The sequence below is a fragment of the Bacillus cereus genome (assembly GCF_002567495.1).
GTDB classification, from domain to species: Bacteria; Bacillota; Bacilli; order Bacillales; family Bacillaceae_G; genus Bacillus_A; species Bacillus_A cereus_AQ.
The window spans coordinates 46,874-64,448 of sequence record NZ_NVAP01000050.1 but is presented as its reverse complement, the minus strand read 5'-3'; the positions used below and the strand labels follow the sequence as shown (position 1 = coordinate 64,448).

Here is a 17,575-nt window from a genome sequence, read left to right as displayed (position 1 = left end):
AAATCATAACGAGCAGGTTAGATTTGAAGATTTAAAAGGGCATTGGGGAGAAAAATATGCCAATATTTTAATAGATTTAAAAATTTCTAATGGTACCGAGAACGGTTGGCAACCAAATAGATTTATAACACGTGCTGAAGCTGCTCAACTTACTGCAAAAACAGATATGTTACAACAAAATTTAAACGATGAAAAAGAGGTTATTACTGCAACCTCATATGAAGATTTAAATTTAACAGTGGCTTCGAAAATTACAGCTCAAGAGATTGATAGCTTTATTGCAAAATATCATTCAGATAGTCCCTTAGTTGGACATGGACAAGATTTTATCAATGCGCAAAATCAATATGGCGTGAGTGCTCATTATTTAGCGGCGCATGCGATTTTAGAATCTGGATACGGAAAATCAGAAATCGCATATCAAAAACATAATTTATTCGGTCTACGTGCATATGATGGAGATCCGTTTAAATATGCGAAATATTTACCAAGCTACGGCGATAGTATTGCTTATAACGCTAATTATGTACGAGAAAGATATTTAGAAGAAAGTGGTATGTATTATAACGGGCCAACATTAACTGGCATGAACGTGAAATATGCATCAGATAAAGGCTGGGCTAAGAAAATTGCAGGTATTATGGAACGTATTAAACCGTTTCGTGTAGAAGACTATACATATGCAAAAAAATTACCAAAGAATCCTGAAACATTAGATGTCGACGCGTTATCTAATGAAATTCCATATAAAATGTATGCAGACGGTTTAAGCTCAAATGTTGTATCATCAGCTACTTACTACCAGGTACCTTATCCATTTAATTTGAAAATTAAAAGTAGAAAAGATGTAGCTGTCGAGGAAAATAAAGTTGGTACAGTAGTTCCTGGAACAACCATCTTTATTTATCGTGAAGATCCGAATGGATGGGTAGAATTCTCTTTTGAAGCTAATGGAGAAAAATACTGGACATTAAAAAATAAATTAAGTATGTAATTAAAAAGATTTATTTTACCACTTTTAATCGTTTAGATTTTAATCTCATATAATTATCAGACAAATTTTTTACTTTCTTAAAATAAAGTTATGTATACAAGAAAAGTTAGAGAATTATTTTCTCTAACTTTTCTTCGCTAGTATTTGAAATTAAAAAGATGGTGGGGTTACTCCAAATATAACTGTGACTTTGTTTAAAGAAGTGTTCTCCCATTTATGCTTTGCATAAGATGGGATTTTAACACTATCACCTGTATTGAGAAGTAAAACCTCATCATTTAGATATAGTCTTACTTGTCCATTCATAATAAATGCTATTTCTTCACCTTTATGTGCCACAGGCTCCATAGATGAAGCAGTTTGAGGTAACAGATTCATTAAAGCCAATTCTAGTGATCCATCTAAATTAGGAGATAATAGCTCATACGAAACATTTCCACTTTCAGGAAAAGTTATTTTTTTCCTTTGGTTAACCCTTACAACTAATTCTTCTGTATTGGTATCTTCTAAGAAAAAATTAAATAATGGAATATTTAATGCTACAGAAATTAATTTTAGTGTTTGTAATGATGGATTTGTGATTCCTTTCTCAATCTGACTTAACATGGAAGGTGTTATATCAGCTAACTCTGCTAAACGTTTACTGGTTAATCCGGCACCTTTTCTAAATGCCATAATTTTTTGACCAACATTAATATTGTTCATATATGTAATCCCCTTTAAAAAAGTAAATAAAATTTAATTATAATTAATTTTATTTACTTATACTTAATATATTGTTAATATATACTTAATTATAATAAATTATGGTTAATTTTAAAACATCATATGTACATATGTCAGCAGCTGCGAAAAAGTGGAAAGAAGGTTTACTTAGAAACAAAGGGGTTACTGTTTTTGAATATACAGCAAGCTATAGTAAAACAGTAGAAAAAGGAAGAATACAAGTTAATAAGAATCAAATGTGTTATTTTATTGACGATGAAAAATCAAAACATTTATTTTAAGGTTGTGCAGTAGGAGTAGGATCTGGTGGTGTTTATTGTATGGAGTTCATGTACATGTATTTTTTGCTGGGGCTACCCATTCTCCGTATATGCTATTAGGTATGATGACCGGATTATATGATGGGATTTCCATACAAGATTTTTAATGAAAAGAATTCTAATAAGTAGGGGACAACTTAAGAGCAAACATCAATGCTGTATTATAAAATTTTAAAGGAAGTGAAAATATTATGAAATCAGCTTTAAATAGTATTATGATCTCCTCGATTCTTGCAGTAGGAGGGATCATTGCGCTTTTGTTTAATTTAATGGGTGATCAAGATTGGGTCTTGAATTGGGTAGGGGTATTACTGGCATATCTATCTTTGGGTATTTTAATAGATTTATATAATAAAACTGTGAATTATAAAACATTTCCTAAAATATTAAAAAGAACTTTGTTTATTTCCTTTAATGTTACAGTATTAGGAATAATAATAGGGATAACATACCAACTATTAGGAAAGTGGAATCTTACTATAATGATGTATTATTGGTTGATAATGTTATTACTACATTTGATTACTATAATAACATTGGTCATCCTGGTATTTGTAAATCGGAATGGTCAAAATTTTAGCTTACTATATAAATTTATTATACTTTTAAACATTTTCCTTACCTTAGGACCAGTATTATATCCTGTGCTTCTAACTATTATAGGAAATGGCATGAACGCTAGTGCAGGGCACTAATTTTCACCTATATAGATTATTAAAACGATTAGTCCAAAAGTGAGTTTGGTTAAGCTAATGAACTCTATAAACTAATAGAATAATAAAATAAAAACATAAAGTGGGATAATAAGATAGAAAGAGAAGTATAATATGAAAATTAAGCTTAAGAAAAAGAGAATTATAAGTGTATTGTTGGCTATTACATTAGTAGCAATAGGGTATTACATGTTTCAATCTATTACGAACCCTAAGCTGGTAAATGCGGAAGAGGTAAACAGTGTTCAACAAGTGAGCAGTCTACCTAAAAATGAATTAAAAAAATCGATACCTAATCGTTTTGATGGTAAAGAAAGAAAAGTTGCATATTTAACTTTTGATGATGGACCAGGAAAATATACAGCTAACCTATTAGATGTATTAAAGAAAAATGATGTGAAAGCAACATTCTTTTTAATTGGCGATAATGTGAAAAGGTTCCCAGATTTAGTGAAACGAGAGCATGTTGAGAACCATTATGTGGGTATGCATAGTATGACACATGATTTTAAAAAGTTATACACCAATCAGGAATATGTGAAGGAAATGAAAGAGGATCAATCTTTCATTAGAAATGTTATTGGAAACTCACCGAAATTAACACGCCCACCATATGGATCAATGCCTGGGTTAAATGAATCACTTCGAAATGAAGTGGTCGGAAATAATTTAAAAGTATGGGATTGGACAATTGATTCTTTAGATTGGAAATACAATAAATTATCCGTTGATGTAGCGTCCGTAAAAATTGTTCAAAATGTCTTAGCAGGTGCGACGTCTTCAAAAGAAATTATTTTAATGCATGATATTCATCCACAATCTGTTGCAGCAGTTCCAGCAATTATAAAAGGATTAAAAGAAAAAGGGTATGAGTTTGAAGCTTATGATGAGAATAATCATTTTCCAATAAACTTCTGGCATGATAATCGTATATAAAAAGATATGTATTAGTTAAAAGAAAAGCAGAATGGAATAAGCAATTCATATAGGGTTTAAATATTTGTAAGAGCGTGTTTAGATAGATGAAAACACGCTCTTTTTACTGGGCTATTTTTTATTGTAGATTTAAGTATAGACTTTCTTATTTTAGAAAACTTTATACGATTTTTTTCATTTATTCCTACATGAGCGTTGGATATTTCGCATGTTTGTCTAGAGTGAAAAGAGCTCATAAAAACCTCCATTTTACGATTATCGGCTTGTAGAATACTTATGGAATGTACCATTCGAAATGAAAAGCATAGACAATATTGAAAAAGGTATTTTACGTCGAGCTTTTGAAAATGTACTTCCAGAGGATGTACGTTATCGCAAAAAAAGTGCATATCCAAGCACAAAGGATGCCTCTTATCTACAAGGTATTAGTGATTGGATGTTACATGTGTTGAACGATCCTGAATCACCTATTTTTCCATTAATTAATGTAGAAAGAGTTCGTGCTATTGCAGAAGGAAAAAACGAAGTTATTTCAGGTAATGATGCACGAGGTATAATAGATTATTTACTTCAAGTTAATAGTTGGCTTCAGGAATATCATATTAAATTAGTATGGTAAATGTAATTTTTAAATAAAGAGAATAGCTGAAACATCAATGACCTACGTGAACCGCACCTCCAATGTATTNNAATACATTGGAGGTGCGGTTTTATTATCTTGACTTGCAATAACGCTAACCCTTTAAGCATTTACGGCTGCCTTCCTGTTTTTTTGAATTGTTTTAGTGAATCAAAATATAAATTCTGTGTACATCTTTTGTACTAGTAGACCTAAGTCTAAAATTATGTACAATTACACCATTTGGCTAATGGGTAAACTTTACAAACTGATATATACTAGTATTGTGTCTTGCCTTTTTAGGTGCAGTACACAGCCGGTGATTGGCTAGTGGATGTCCTTCCATTTTGCCAGTGCCGGTTTTTTATTGGATAATAAAGAAAATGAAGTTTTTCTAAAGAAAGAAGGGGCTGTTTTGAAAGATGTAAATTCTATCTTTATGAGAGAAAAGATTGCTAGTTTTTATCTTTATTTTATTTCTTTTCTTGGTTTGGTTACTATAACTATATCTTTACTTGAAATTAAAATCCCTTCTCATCCAACAATACTAATATTGTTGTTACTATTTATGGGGATTGCAGAGTATTTTCCTGTAAGGTTTTGGAGAGGTACTAGCTCGCTTACCTTTCCGATAATTTACGCTATGAGTTGGCAGTTTGGAATTCATGTAACTATTGTTGCTATTGTACTCGTTACGCTACTTATTCATCTGCACCGTCGTTCACCGATACAGAGAATGTTATTTAACAGTACTCAGCATGCGCTTAGTTTGATCTTGGCCGAATGGCTCTCAAACAAATGTATGTACTTATTAATTAATAAAATAGATATGTCGGTTCTGTATGAAAATTTAATATCTTTATTATTATTTTGTGTGTTTTTTTGTTTTTTCAACAATCGCTTTTACGATTTGTTAATGATACTTCTTCCGCAACCATATTCAATTTATCAGTGGTACAAAAAAACTGTAACGGTATTTCTTTGTGAAACTTTTGGTTTCTCTTATGCGGCACTGATGCACGTATTAATTAGTACATATAGTGTGGAAGTAAACGAGATTACAGTACTGTTTTTCTTTTTCCCACTTGTAGCAACTTCAGTAATTAGTTCTTTTTCTGTACGGATAAGGATGGAAAAGGAACGATTATATGAGTTATTTCTTATTACGACCGAAATTAGTCGAGGATTAACCGGAGGAAACTTGAAACATATTAAACAAGCACTTAAAGGTTTTTTTGGCATACAAGCTTATGTAATATGGACAAAAGATGATGGGAACTGGAATATTCTATTAAAAGATGGGAAAGTCCGATCTAATATATCTGATGATTCAGAAAAGTTCAGGGCGTTTGAGGGACTTTCTAAAAATCTTGTATTTAATGATTGGAAAATTGGTACTGCTCCTGGAGATGAAATATTTGATAGTGTTATACGCTCACTTGTATATTTTCCTCTTATAGTAAATGATGAACTAGTCGGAATGTTTGTTGCAGGGAAAAGTAGAAATGCGGGTTTCTTTCCAGAAGATGTACAGTCGTTAGCTACATTTTCTAACCAATTAGCTAACGTAGTTAAAACAAGGTTATTGATTTCTGAACAGGAAAAAAGAATGATCTTAGAAGAAAGGAATAGAATCGCCCGTGAAATTCACGATGGTATTGCGCAAACATTAGCCGGGGTGATATTCCAACTAGAATCCGCGCGGAAAAAATACCGTGATAAACCAATTGATATGCAGCAGGTAGTAGAGAAAAGCATAAAAGACTTAAGAGGAAGCCTAGGAGAAGTTCGCTACTCTATTTATGCTTTAAAACCATATCCGACACAACAACTAGGCCTTAAGCAGGCGATAGCAAGTAAAATAAAATCTTTAAAACAAGAATATGAACTAGACATTATCTATCATGAAAGAGGTCATACGCGAGCGCTTAGCTTTTCAAAAGAAAGAGTGATATTTGATACATTACAAGAGAGTTTGCAAAACATTGTAAAACATGCACAAGCAAAAAAGGCTGATGTTTTACTCAGTTATCAAAGTGAGCACGTGCTTTTAAGGGTTAAGGATAATGGAGTTGGCTTTTCACTGTTTGAGTCTATGGTTAAAACGAAGAATGAGCCACATTATGGTATATTACATATGAATGAACAAGCTGAACAATTAGGGGCTACTTTACAGATTGATAGTTCTGTAGGGAAAGGGACAGAAATTACACTGTTAATTCCAGATTCACAAACAAGGGGTGCGTAAAATGATTAAAATATTAGTAGTAGATGATCATGCTTTTTTACGGGATGCAATTCGGAGCATACTAGAGGATGAATCTGATATGAAAGTGGTTGGAGAAGCTAGCTCTGGGGATGAAGTATTGGGAAAAGTAGAAGAATGCGGACCAGATTGTATTTTGATGGATATTAACCTTCCAGGGAAAAATGGGATTGAAGCTACCGATTTAGTGAAAAAAAAATATCCAAATTGCCGAGTACTTGTGTTTACAATGTATGAGCATGATGAGCATTTAATGGATGCACTCCAGGCCGGTGCTGATGGTTATTTATTAAAGGATTCCTCATCAGAACAGGTAGTAGCAGCAATTCGAATGTTATATCGAGGCGATTCAGTTATTCATCCGCGTATGACTAAAAAATTAATTACATATCATCAGCAAAAAATGAAAGTAGAATCAAATGAAAATGAACTGACGGAACGTGAAAAGGAAATTCTCTTTGAACTAGTAAAAGGACTTAGTAATAAAGAGATTGCTGAAGTTTTATATATTAGTGATAAAACAGTTAAAATTCACATCAATAAAATTTTTAAAAAGCTAAATGTGAAAAGTCGATCGCAAGCAGTGATTTATGCAGTCCGACATCAATTGGTGCCGCTAGATTAAATAAGAAATCTTTCAAAGAACTATCGTGTTGCTTTATTCTGTATCACAAAGAATAAAGGACAAGATAGTTCTTTTGTACTATATAGGCATAGAATCCTTAGAGAAAAGATACTCCTTTTGTTTAATTTTCAGAATAATCTAAATGTGGAATAATAAAAATAGAATTACATTTTAACTTTGTTAATAATTCATTTTATAAAAATATTTTGTTGAAAATAAATGATGGGGGGCCCTTATAGAAAGAGTAGAGTGAGTGATTAGCTATATGAGGTATGGGGATGGTAGTAGTGTTGGTAAACTTTCATGATACAAAAGATTAAGATTACTAGAGTTTCCAATGCTAAATGGGAATTTAAGAATCAATTTGTTTCAAAAAATAATATTAAAAATGGGGAGATGCAATATGAAACGAGGGAAATTTGGAAAAATTCTTATTGGAACGTTAACAGCTGGAATGTTATTGTCTCAAGGAATTCCATATAACGTATTAGCGGAAGAGGTAAATACATCTACTTTAACTGGAATTGATGATGCAAATGCTATCTTAAAAGGTCTTACAAAGGAACAACGTAATGCCTTAAAAACGTTAGATACAAAACCAGGTTTTGTTATTTCGCCAGGTATTAATACCGCAAGTCCTAATAATGTGAATGTGATTATAGAATTTAAGCAAGCACCTAGCAAAATTGAAGTATTAAAACAAGCGGCTAAAGGGAAAAAGGTAGCTCTTTCAAATGCGGAACAAAAGGTAGAAGCATCACATAAAGGATTTAAAGCAGAGCTTGAACAGCTTCAAAAGAATAAAGAGAAAGGGACAAATTTAAAAGCTGCCAAAATAACAAGAGAATATAAGAATGCTTTTAATGGTGTAGCGATTTCTATACCTGCGAACATGATTGAAGATTTAGTTCGTACCGGTATGGTTAAGCGTGTATGGGAAGATCATGAGGTTAAAATTGATTTGCCGAAAGAAACAGCTAAGACTGCTGTTGAACCAAAAATGGCAGATAGTGTACCGCAAATTGGTGTGGACAAGCTGCATGATGAAAAAATAACAGGTAAAGGAATAAAGGTAGGTGTACTGGACACAGGTATTGATTACAACCATCCAGATTTGAAAGATGCATATAAAGGATATCGTGCAAAGCAAGGTGAAGATCCAAGCAAAATAGATCCGAACTCAATAAAAGGATGGGATTTTGTTAATAATGATGCTGATCCAATGGAGACAACGTATAAGGATTGGCAGAATTCTGGAGGATATCCTGAGATTTATGAGGGAAGTGCATATTATACATCCCATGGTACTCATGTAGCTGGGACAATTTCTGCAGACAAAAAGAATAATGTAGATTATGCGGTTAAGGGCGTTGCTCCAGATGTAGATTTATATTCATATCGTGTATTAGGTCCATATGGAAGTGGACAAACAAGCGGTATTCTTGCTGCGATTGATAAAGCAGTGAAAGACGATATGGATGTTATTAATTTATCACTAGGAGCGTCTATTAATGATCCTTTATATCCTACTTCTGTCGCAGTGAACAACGCGATGTTAGCTGGTGTTGTTACAGTAGTAGCAGCAGGTAATAGTGGTCCGGGAGAAGGTACCATTGGATCACCTAGTGCAGCGGCACTTCCAATTACAGTTGGAGCCAGTGATGCTGCAATGAATATTCCAACGTTTTCCGCCGATGCAGGTGATGTACATGTAGATAAGATGATGCTACTTGGAAAAAGCTTTACTGATAAGATTGAAGATTTGAAAGGTCAATCCTTATCGGTTGTATATGCAGGCCTAGGGAAATCAGGTGATTTTACAGGGAAAGATGTGAAAGGGAAGTTAGTTCTTATCCAACGCGGTGAGATTACATTTGATGAAAAAATTAAAAATGCTAAGGAAGCAGGCGCAAAGGCAGTAATTGTATATAACAATGTAGATGGTGAAATTACAAGTTATCTTGGGGAAAGTACTTCATCTATTCCATCGTTCCGCTTAACAAAAGTAGATGGTGAGAAATTACAAGCAAAGGCTGTACAAGGAGATGTATCATTAGCGTTTGGGGAACTTAGTAATATAAAAACAGAGGGAGATCACTTAGCTGATTTCAGCTCCCGTGGTCCTGCAACTAAAACAGATGATATTAAGCCAGATATTGTAGCACCAGGTGTGTCTATTTTCTCAACTGTTCCTGAATATATTAATGATCCAAAGGATGGAGAAAATTATCCGATAGCGTATGGACGTATGTCAGGTACTTCTATGGCAACTCCTCATACTGCAGGGGTAGCGGCACTCATTTTACAAGAACATCCAAACTATAGTCCATTTGAAGTAAAAGAGGCACTTATGAATACTGCAGTTGACTTAAAAGAAGAGCGTTCTGTATTTGAAGTGGGATCGGGAAGAATTGATGCATATCGTGCAGTTCATGCAGATACATCTATTGAGGTTATCGATAAAACATCAAACGTTGTAGATGATGAAGAAGTAGAAATTGAAGAAAAAACAGGTTCTATTGCATTTGGGTATAAAAATCAACTTGAAAATGGGCCTATTAAGGATAGTCGAAAAGTCTTAATTAAGAACAGCAGTAAAACAGATGGGAAAGAGTTTAAATTAGAAGTAGAGTTTTCACCTACAAGTGTAGGTGTGAAAGATGCAGCGAAGAATGGTGTGAAGCTAAATATACACGATTCTATTAAAGTAGCTCCTGGTACATCAGTGGAAATTAGCCCTGAAATTATCATTCCTGAAAACGCTGAATTTGGTAGATATGAGGGATATATTCATATTTCAAATAAAAACAATGAAAAAGAAGTATATCAAGTACCGTTTGCAGTTAAATTTACAGAAAAAGGGATTGCGTCTGTAGATTTACTGAGAGATGCAATGGCAACAGATGCATCTAAATTCCATCCATTTATGGAAAGCCCTAGTTCGCCGTTGACATTTAAATTAAACAGTCCCCTTGAAACCATTGATGCAGTTGTGAAGGACCGAAAGACAGGGAAGGCATTAGGAGTCGTTGGTACACTTAATGCAAGTAGTCTTACACCGAATGTTGAATATATGATGTTTTCTGGTATGGGAGGGTATGTACTTCCATTTACAGGGGATCCAGCTCATCCAATTGGGGATAAACCTGTTATGTTGCCTGATGGAGATTACGAATTGAACTTCGTTGGATATGATAAAGAAGGAAAATCGTATACAAAAGGCGATAGCATAATCATTGATAATGTAATACCTGAAATGAAATTTAAGGATGTACAACCTGGTATACACGAAGTCAATGATTCCATGTTTAAAGAAGAAGACGGCCAACGTGCATTATGGGTGCATGGTAATATTTATGATTCTACAGTAGATGCATTAAAGGCAAAAGGCTTGCAGTATGATCAAAAAGCGAATCAAATCGTATATTATCAAAACTCAGCCTTCCCATCAGGTTGGTTGAATACAATTCAAGCAAATGGTGATTTTAAATTTGGAGTACTTCCAGAGGAAATAAATGAACCGTTAAATTTAAAATTATTTGGATATGACCTTGCGACTGCAGGGAATATGGCAACTGGATATAAAGATTATGTCTTTGTAAAAGAAGGGACAGAATATGCTGTTCCAAGTTATGACAAGGATAAAATAAAATTAGGTGAAAAAATTACGTTAACTTTGAATCTTAATAATGTAAAACAGCTTATGTCAGGTACATTTGAAATTCCTTATTACAAGCAGTTATTTAAATTTGTAGATGTGAAACCAAATCCAGCACTGACGGAATATGTAAAACAGCATGGACTGAACCTTAAATTAGAGGATCCGAAGATAAATGAAGAAGGAACTTGGGAAAATAAGGTGAAAGTTGGCGCGTCATTGGAAGGAAAAGAATTTAAAGGATTAGATGGTGATACACCATTTTTAGATGTGACATTCGAAATGACGAGTGATGAATATTTTAATGATTTAACTGCATTTGGAGCAGATAAGTTCACTTATACAAAAGCTGGTGCATCAGAAGGTATTGACATTCCTGTGTTTAAAGATAAATCTTTTGCTATTGTTTCAAAACACTCAACGGTTACAGGATATATTGGTCCGGAAGCTTTCTTGAATGAAGAGGGGTATTTAGGTAAGAAAGACTATACAAAACTAGGAGCAAAAGTGTATGCAGTTGGCAAGGACGGAAAGAAATATACAGGAACGATTAATGATAACGGGCAATTTGAAATTCATAGTGTCCCAGTGAGCGATAAAGAATATGATATTTTCGTAGAAATGCCAGGTCATTTAAATAGTAAATTAACAACAAAAATAGGGAAAATGCAGGATGGAGAATTAGTGGGACAAAACTTTAGAGCTGATATGGATGATAATCTTGCAGGTGATCTAAACGGCGATAAAATGGTAGATATTCAAGATGCTAGAATAGCAGCTCTGTCATATGAAAAAGGAAAATTGTCTGTTAAAGATGGTGACGTGAATCAAGACGGTGTTGTGAACGAAACTGATATTCGTTTTATTGAGAAAAACTTCATGAAAAAGGGACCAGATGCTAAAGAAAATCAGAAACCGAAAGAAAATGTAGGGCCAGTGACGTTAGATAAAATCTTACGCTCTATTGGTTTAGAACCCAAAAAATAAGTAGGATAACTTCTAGAGTAAGTAAGGAAATTAGACAATGAATATAAAATGAAATGAGATTGGGTAACAAATGACCGGTAATGATTTACGGTAACATTACCGGTCATTTTAAGAGTAATGGTTGTTTGGGTACATGGAGTAGCTAGTTTAAAGTAAGTCCGCTTTCGTTATGGGACAAGGTAGTTGCTTAATTGTTATTGTTTGTGGGATGGAAATAAGTTTTGTAATTTGACCTTTAAAAATAGGGGGACTTGTGAAATGAGTATGAAGAAAAAATTTGGTATGGGTGTTATAACTGCATCACTTGGCTTATCTTTAATTGGCGGGGGAACATATGCGTATTTTAGTGATAAGGAAGTATCACAAAACACGTTTGCAGCGGGTACTTTAGATTTGAGTGTGAATCCTGAAGTTGTTATTAATGTCGACAATCTGAAACCAGGTGATGAAATAGAGCGTGGTTTTCAATTAGTTAACAAAGGAACCTTAGCAATAGGAAATGTGAAACTCCTGACAGATTACAGTGTAATCGATGCGAAAGGGGATAATGGAAATGCTGATTTCGGTGATCATATCCGTATTGATTTCTTGTGGAACTTGGATAAAAATGAGGTTCCAATTTGGTCTACTACATTATCTGAATTAAAGGTAGCTACCCAAAATGGAAGTATTCCTGACCTTGTAAAGAAAGGTATTGTAGATCGAGAAGGAAATGGACTTGCTCCAGGTGATGATGATACATTTTATGTAATGTTTACATTCGTAGATAACGGTGAAGAACAAAATGTATTCCAAGGGGATGCGTTGAAATTAAATTGGACTTTTAATTCCATGCAAGCAAGCGGTGAAGAAAAGTAAGTGTAATAATTTGTATACAATATGTTTGAGATGTATCGTATACAAATGAAAAGAAATGTTTTGAAATGAAGGCATTTATCTTCAACGGTAAAACTCATTGTAAAAATATGGGTGAAAAACTTGATGATGATTTCCCTTTTAAAGCACATCGTAAAAATATTTTGCGATGTGTTTTGTTGTAAGTTGGAGAGTATAGAAATATTAGATGATTATCCAGATTTTGAAATACTTTGAGGGAATTTAGCACCTTACGCTAACTTAGTGGATTTCCTGTCCCTTTTATCCCCAAGAAGACGTAATCCAGTTATGTATTGGAGAAACGGTGAAGAAATAGAATCCTTAATTGATAGGGGATTTTTACCGTAATGTGGAAGAAAAACAGTTTTGAAAGGTGTTGAATTATATACCATATTCATTGGCAAGGAAGAGAAAAGAAGTAAAGAAATATGAATAAAAAGGGGGGATATACTCATCACCATCAAGCTAAGATTTTAGAGTACCCCCATAACGAAAGTTTTATATCTTTACGGATATATATGAGAATTAAGCTTGTTTTTCCGTTTTGTTGAATAATAAATTACTTAACTTGATAGCGATTAGAAAAAACTATATTAAGGGGTTTTGTTTTTTTACATGACGAAATGCTTAAAAACATAATAAAGATAGAATATGTGTGATTTACATTTATGTTTTATTTTTATAAACATCCATTACCTTAAACGTTTGACAAACTAGCATTAAGTCTGGAGTAAAATCAAGTCCATATCGACTTAATTCCCAAGTGAAAAATTTAACGTGTTCACTATACCAATAATCATAACTTAAATCCCCTTCACCCTCAGATCTTGCAAAACTACTTGTTACTTCATTCATTTTTAGTAAATCGATTTTTGTATATTTTATAATTGCTAATGGGTTATTGTCTCCATCCAATACAATATCGTACTGACCAACTTTTTGAATTTCTTCCCCTTCAAGCTCATAAACACAATGTGCAGCGCATGTTCCTGTTTTGATTCCTTTAACAACTAAACCTCCTAATTCATCTCCCATTTCTTTGGAACCATCTCCAAACATCCATGCATCTGGAACACTCATGTTTAACTCATTATCTTTAGCGTACATATACCAATATTCTTCTATCTTATTAAGCGACATTAGTCACTTACCCCCTCTGCATTCGAATATTCTGAATTTAACGCATGACCTATTATCTGTCAATATTTTATAAGAACTTGCAATAGATCTACATCAATAAATGTTTATAAAAAATATAACTCTTCGTAAACAACATATTTCCCATTCTGTATATTAATGCGAATAAACGAAACTCATACTGTAATTCTGCTGAAATCGTTATGGAAAAGTAAAATGGTGGATAAAAGAACACACTGTAAATGGTTTTATTTACCAATAATATTTTCTTTGTTTCGTAGCATATTAAACGTACAGGAGGTGATATATGATGGCAAACAATCGTAACAACTCTTTAGTGGTACCAGGTGTACAAAGCGCACTGGATCAAATGAAATATGAAATCGCACAAGAATTCGGCGTACAATTAGGCGCTGATTCAACTGCAAGAGCGAACGGCTCTGTAGGTGGAGAAATCACAAAACGTCTCGTTGCTATGGCAGAACAGCAACTTGGTGGATATAACAAATAATGCTAGGTATAAAGTAGAAAAAGGAGGGATTATATCTCTCCTTTTTTTTTTTGTATTCGATTATAAATAGTATATTTGTTATCTTTCTTGTCTCTCATTATTTGTTTTTTTCAGCCACTTAGAAACGGATTCTTGCATACGAGATTCTAATGATTGTATTGTTTCATTTGATATAGCAAGTGCTTGATCCGCATACTTAGTCGGGAACATGTTGCGCAAAGTAGGTTCATTTTCAGCACCATCTCCTGGTTCACAGTAATCTTCAATGATGTAATCATCCCCATTTTTTTGTGACTGTCACACGGAATGGAAGTAAATGTCCTGTTTGAGGAACTGTCTGTGTTTCGCGGTTGTATCCTTGCATGAGGGAATGAAGGTACACATACATTTTTTCATCCTTCATTTCAGTTCCATAGATTACATGCGTCTCAAATTGTTTTTCTGTATGATTTAATTTGTCTTGATTCCAGGCAATAATACTTTCTGAAATAAGGGAATCTAATTTGCTGTTAAGCGGAATGTCCTTTATATTCTTTGCATCATTTTGTCCTGAATTACATCCTGTTGCAATGAAAACAAGTATGACAATGCTTACGGTAATCATTATTCTTCTCAAAATCTTATTTTCATTTGTTAATCCAAAACACCTGTTCATCTATTCACACCATTTCTCTTCGTTTCAATCATCCACTGACATAAAACTTTTATATGACAATGGTAATACCGACTCCAAACTAGAAACTTATTCTATCCAAGGAAATATATTGCATTATATAATACATACTATACCATTCTTACACATAACGGGAGAGACTCTATGAGAAAAGTTATAATGTATTTCGGAATATTATTTATGATTCTTTTAAGCGGTTGTATGCGATTCGGAAAAGATACAACAGATACCATCTATCTCATTCCAGAAGCATACGAAGGAGACTTACTGGTACTATATAATGTTCCAGGAGCTGAGTTGTTGCCAGAAGAAGATGGGTTTCGTGTCGTTACTTTTTCTGCAGACGGTACCGCAGTGACATCAACAGCTAATATGAAATATGGGGAAGTCAATGATACCTATTACACGGTTAACAAGGAAGGAAAGCGCACCAAACTTGACGAAAGCTGCATACGCGTTGGTTCAAATGGAAGCACTACTGAAAAAATTGGTGAAGAAAATGAGCATACTTTCTCATACGCGAAATTGGAAGTCACACCTAGTGCATGCTCACAAAGCTTCTCATCATACGGGAGAGAAGTACCAGAAAATCAAGAACATCCTGTAGAGAAGAAACTGAGGGACTTACTGGTGCGTGTAAAAGAGCAGTATATGAAAGTGAAGAGCTAAATTTAAAAATTCTAAAAAGGGTGAATGGATGATGTTAGGGATAGGGTTGATTGTATTAGGCATTTTACTTGTCAGCATAGTATCATACCGAGAAATAAAGAAAGCAGGGGGCGTTACCTGGATTGAAATTATAGTCTACCCCTTTTTATTATTAATATGCGCGCTACTCGAGCATTTTGATTTGCCAGGGTTTTTAATATTTTTAGGTTTGGTATGTATTGTTTTTGGTAGCTGTATGGTCATGGGCGTCAATATTCTATAGCATTAAGAGCAAAGCATCTGGTTTAGATGCTTTTTATTTTGTAATTTTTATTTTTAATATCTTGTATGGTGAAAATCAAGGCACAAAGGGATAGTAGTGCAAGTATAAAGCTTAACCAGCTAAATGCATGCTCCATAATAAAGTTTGCGGTGAATATGCCAGAAAAATAAATGAACATTGCAATAAATATGTACACGTCACGTTTTAAAGACTTTAAAGTTTCCATTCGTTTCCCCCTACTATCGCTATCATTAGTTTGGTGGTTTATTCGTCGAAAAAAAGAAAAAGTTCATGTGTAGCGTTTTTAATGCAAATAAGCTGTCTGTTTGGGCAGCTTATTGTATTTATTACAAAACGTGATTATTTCCAAAATGAATGCAATACCACTATACAGTTAAATAGAAGGTGAAACATATTGAAATCTTATCAAACGTTAGCACACTTGTATGCATTAGGACTAGGCTGCGGACTTTGGAATAGAGAGGAGGTAATTTCATGGTGCGATAGGTTGATTGAAGCAAATGATTACCCGCCATATGAAATTATGGAGATATCTTTAATGTCTAAAGCAAAACTGATATATATAATCGGCTTTACTGTCATATAGCCGCATAGTTGATGAAAAACACTCGGTAAACATCCTTCTTTCTGTCTTAAATGAAAAGTTAGTAGCTCAGAAATGGAATGTGAAACAAGCTCTTACTTGCTCTACTCGATTACTAGTAAACAGAGGCCTGTATTGGGAAGAGGAATATTTTGATTTATACAGCCTTGATGATAGCTATGACTTAGCACAGGAAGGTATCCATTTTAACGAGTTTAAAGATTTCTATTTGCAAGTCACGAAACAGGAGTGGGAAGGGTAGAAGGCAGCAAAAAGAATCATTGAATCGTAAGAGCTACTACCTGTATTTATCACCAAATTTATTTAGCCAAGACAAATTTGTCTTCGTGTTGATGCACGTTTGTCTCTTAATAACTTAATGCTATCGTCTTTAATTTTTCCGCCAGCAAGCAAAGCTAGCATTTTTAATGCATAATCAGGCGCTTGTATAGGAGCATCACTATTTAAATTTTTACCAGAGAGTAATTTAGTTAATTAGTAGAAAAAGGAAGGGACCTATTTTGCCCCTTCCTTTTTCTCATACATACATAACGCTTGTTGACAACTTATGAAATAATAGCATTCATCGCTATTAAAATATAACATTAAAAGCAATTAAATAGATATGTAATTTTGCATATATTGTATTATTTCATGAATAGGAACAAAACTATTTATCTCTTCCTGTATGGAGACAAATAGATTTAGGTTTACTTAGGGTAAGAAGACCTGATCATTGATTGCTGGTTAAACCATATTTCTACGTTTTTGAAACAAATTATTTCACTGGATTGCATGTTAAAGAGAGTGAGGGCTTTATGAAATGTAGATTGTTCCTTGATTTCTTACTCGTGATTTTACTTGGAGGATGCATCGGAAAAGAAGTTAGGTTATATACGATTCAAAAAGGGGTATTAGTCAGTGCATCCAAAGACGCGCTCTGTTTCCTATCCTACTAAATTACCATTCCAAGCAATTCCTTCTCTTTCAAACAATTTA

General features: G+C 33.7%; 13 protein-coding genes and 4 pseudogenes. 13 read left to right on the top strand and 4 right to left on the bottom strand.

Annotation, left to right across the window (positions count from 1 at the left end; all coding sequences use genetic code 11):
• Positions 1–994 (top strand): glucosaminidase domain-containing protein (locus COK05_RS24870; RefSeq protein WP_098614669.1); only part of this gene is annotated, 994 nt, incomplete at its 5' end.
• 150 nt (positions 995–1,144) lie between these two features.
• On the opposite strand, the gene COK05_RS24865 is transcribed toward COK05_RS24870, so the two are convergent.
• Positions 1,145–1,699 carry a helix-turn-helix domain-containing protein gene (locus COK05_RS24865; RefSeq protein WP_098614668.1) on the bottom strand — a complete coding sequence of 185 codons (555 nt, stop codon included), beginning with the start codon at positions 1,697–1,699 and terminating at the stop codon, positions 1,145–1,147.
• A 125-nt stretch (positions 1,700–1,824) separates the two neighbouring features.
• On the opposite strand from COK05_RS24865, the pseudogene COK05_RS31880 reads away from it, so the two are divergent.
• The 8 genes and pseudogenes from COK05_RS31880 to COK05_RS24820 form a co-directional block, all read left to right on the top strand.
• Positions 1,825–2,141: pseudogene (locus tag COK05_RS31880) on the top strand (D-serine ammonia-lyase); the annotation flags it as partial.
• 90 nt (positions 2,142–2,231) lie between these two features.
• The gene (locus COK05_RS24850) at positions 2,232–2,735 is read left to right on the top strand and encodes a DUF3902 family protein (protein WP_098614665.1); all 504 of its coding nucleotides are present in this window, start codon (positions 2,232–2,234) and stop codon (positions 2,733–2,735) included.
• A gap of 132 nt (positions 2,736–2,867) precedes the next feature.
• Positions 2,868–3,689: a peptidoglycan-N-acetylglucosamine deacetylase gene (locus COK05_RS24845; RefSeq protein WP_098614664.1), complete on the top strand. Its 822-nt coding sequence runs from the start codon at positions 2,868–2,870 to the stop codon at positions 3,687–3,689.
• Positions 3,690–3,933: 244 nt separating this feature from the next.
• A pseudogene (locus tag COK05_RS24840) lies at positions 3,934–4,308 on the top strand (asparagine synthase-related protein); the annotation flags it as partial.
• A gap of 415 nt (positions 4,309–4,723) precedes the next feature.
• On the top strand, positions 4,724–6,556 hold the full coding sequence (locus COK05_RS24835; RefSeq protein ID WP_098614672.1) for a GAF domain-containing sensor histidine kinase: 1,833 nt from the start codon (positions 4,724–4,726) through the stop codon (positions 6,554–6,556).
• Between the two features lies 1 nt (position 6,557).
• On the top strand, positions 6,558–7,199 hold the full coding sequence (locus tag COK05_RS24830) for a response regulator (RefSeq protein WP_097863815.1): 642 nt from the start codon (positions 6,558–6,560) through the stop codon (positions 7,197–7,199).
• Between the two features lie 403 nt (positions 7,200–7,602).
• Positions 7,603–11,844 (top strand): S8 family serine peptidase, encoded by a 4,242-nt coding sequence (locus COK05_RS24825; RefSeq protein ID WP_098614663.1) that lies wholly within the window; start codon positions 7,603–7,605, stop codon positions 11,842–11,844.
• A 258-nt stretch (positions 11,845–12,102) separates the two neighbouring features.
• On the top strand, positions 12,103–12,702 hold the full coding sequence (locus tag COK05_RS24820; RefSeq protein ID WP_098614662.1) for a TasA family protein: 600 nt from the start codon (positions 12,103–12,105) through the stop codon (positions 12,700–12,702).
• Positions 12,703–13,386: 684 nt separating this feature from the next.
• On the opposite strand, the gene COK05_RS24815 is transcribed toward COK05_RS24820, so the two are convergent.
• Complete coding sequence (locus tag COK05_RS24815; RefSeq protein ID WP_098614661.1) at positions 13,387–13,860, bottom strand: ASCH domain-containing protein; 474 nt, start codon at positions 13,858–13,860, stop codon at positions 13,387–13,389.
• 307 nt (positions 13,861–14,167) lie between these two features.
• Between COK05_RS24815 and COK05_RS24810 the strand changes: the two genes are divergently transcribed.
• Positions 14,168–14,368, top strand: a complete 201-nt coding sequence (locus tag COK05_RS24810; RefSeq protein ID WP_042973287.1) for an alpha/beta-type small acid-soluble spore protein — start codon at positions 14,168–14,170, stop codon at positions 14,366–14,368.
• A gap of 78 nt (positions 14,369–14,446) precedes the next feature.
• Here COK05_RS24810 and COK05_RS24805 read toward each other — a convergent pair.
• Positions 14,447–15,023: pseudogene (locus COK05_RS24805) on the bottom strand (peptidase M56).
• A 162-nt stretch (positions 15,024–15,185) separates the two neighbouring features.
• On the opposite strand from COK05_RS24805, the gene COK05_RS24800 reads away from it, so the two are divergent.
• Positions 15,186–15,710, top strand: coding sequence for a DUF6843 domain-containing protein (locus tag COK05_RS24800; protein WP_098614660.1), 525 nt, complete (start codon positions 15,186–15,188; stop codon positions 15,708–15,710).
• A 28-nt stretch (positions 15,711–15,738) separates the two neighbouring features.
• Positions 15,739–15,972, top strand: a complete 234-nt coding sequence (locus COK05_RS24795; protein WP_098614659.1) for a hypothetical protein — start codon at positions 15,739–15,741, stop codon at positions 15,970–15,972.
• 22 nt (positions 15,973–15,994) lie between these two features.
• On the opposite strand, the gene COK05_RS24790 is transcribed toward COK05_RS24795, so the two are convergent.
• Positions 15,995–16,198: a hypothetical protein gene (locus tag COK05_RS24790; RefSeq protein ID WP_098614658.1), complete on the bottom strand. Its 204-nt coding sequence runs from the start codon at positions 16,196–16,198 to the stop codon at positions 15,995–15,997.
• A gap of 189 nt (positions 16,199–16,387) precedes the next feature.
• On the opposite strand from COK05_RS24790, the pseudogene COK05_RS24785 reads away from it, so the two are divergent.
• Positions 16,388–16,838 (top strand): annotated as a pseudogene (locus COK05_RS24785) (protein kinase).
• Positions 16,839–17,575 lie beyond the last annotated feature (737 nt).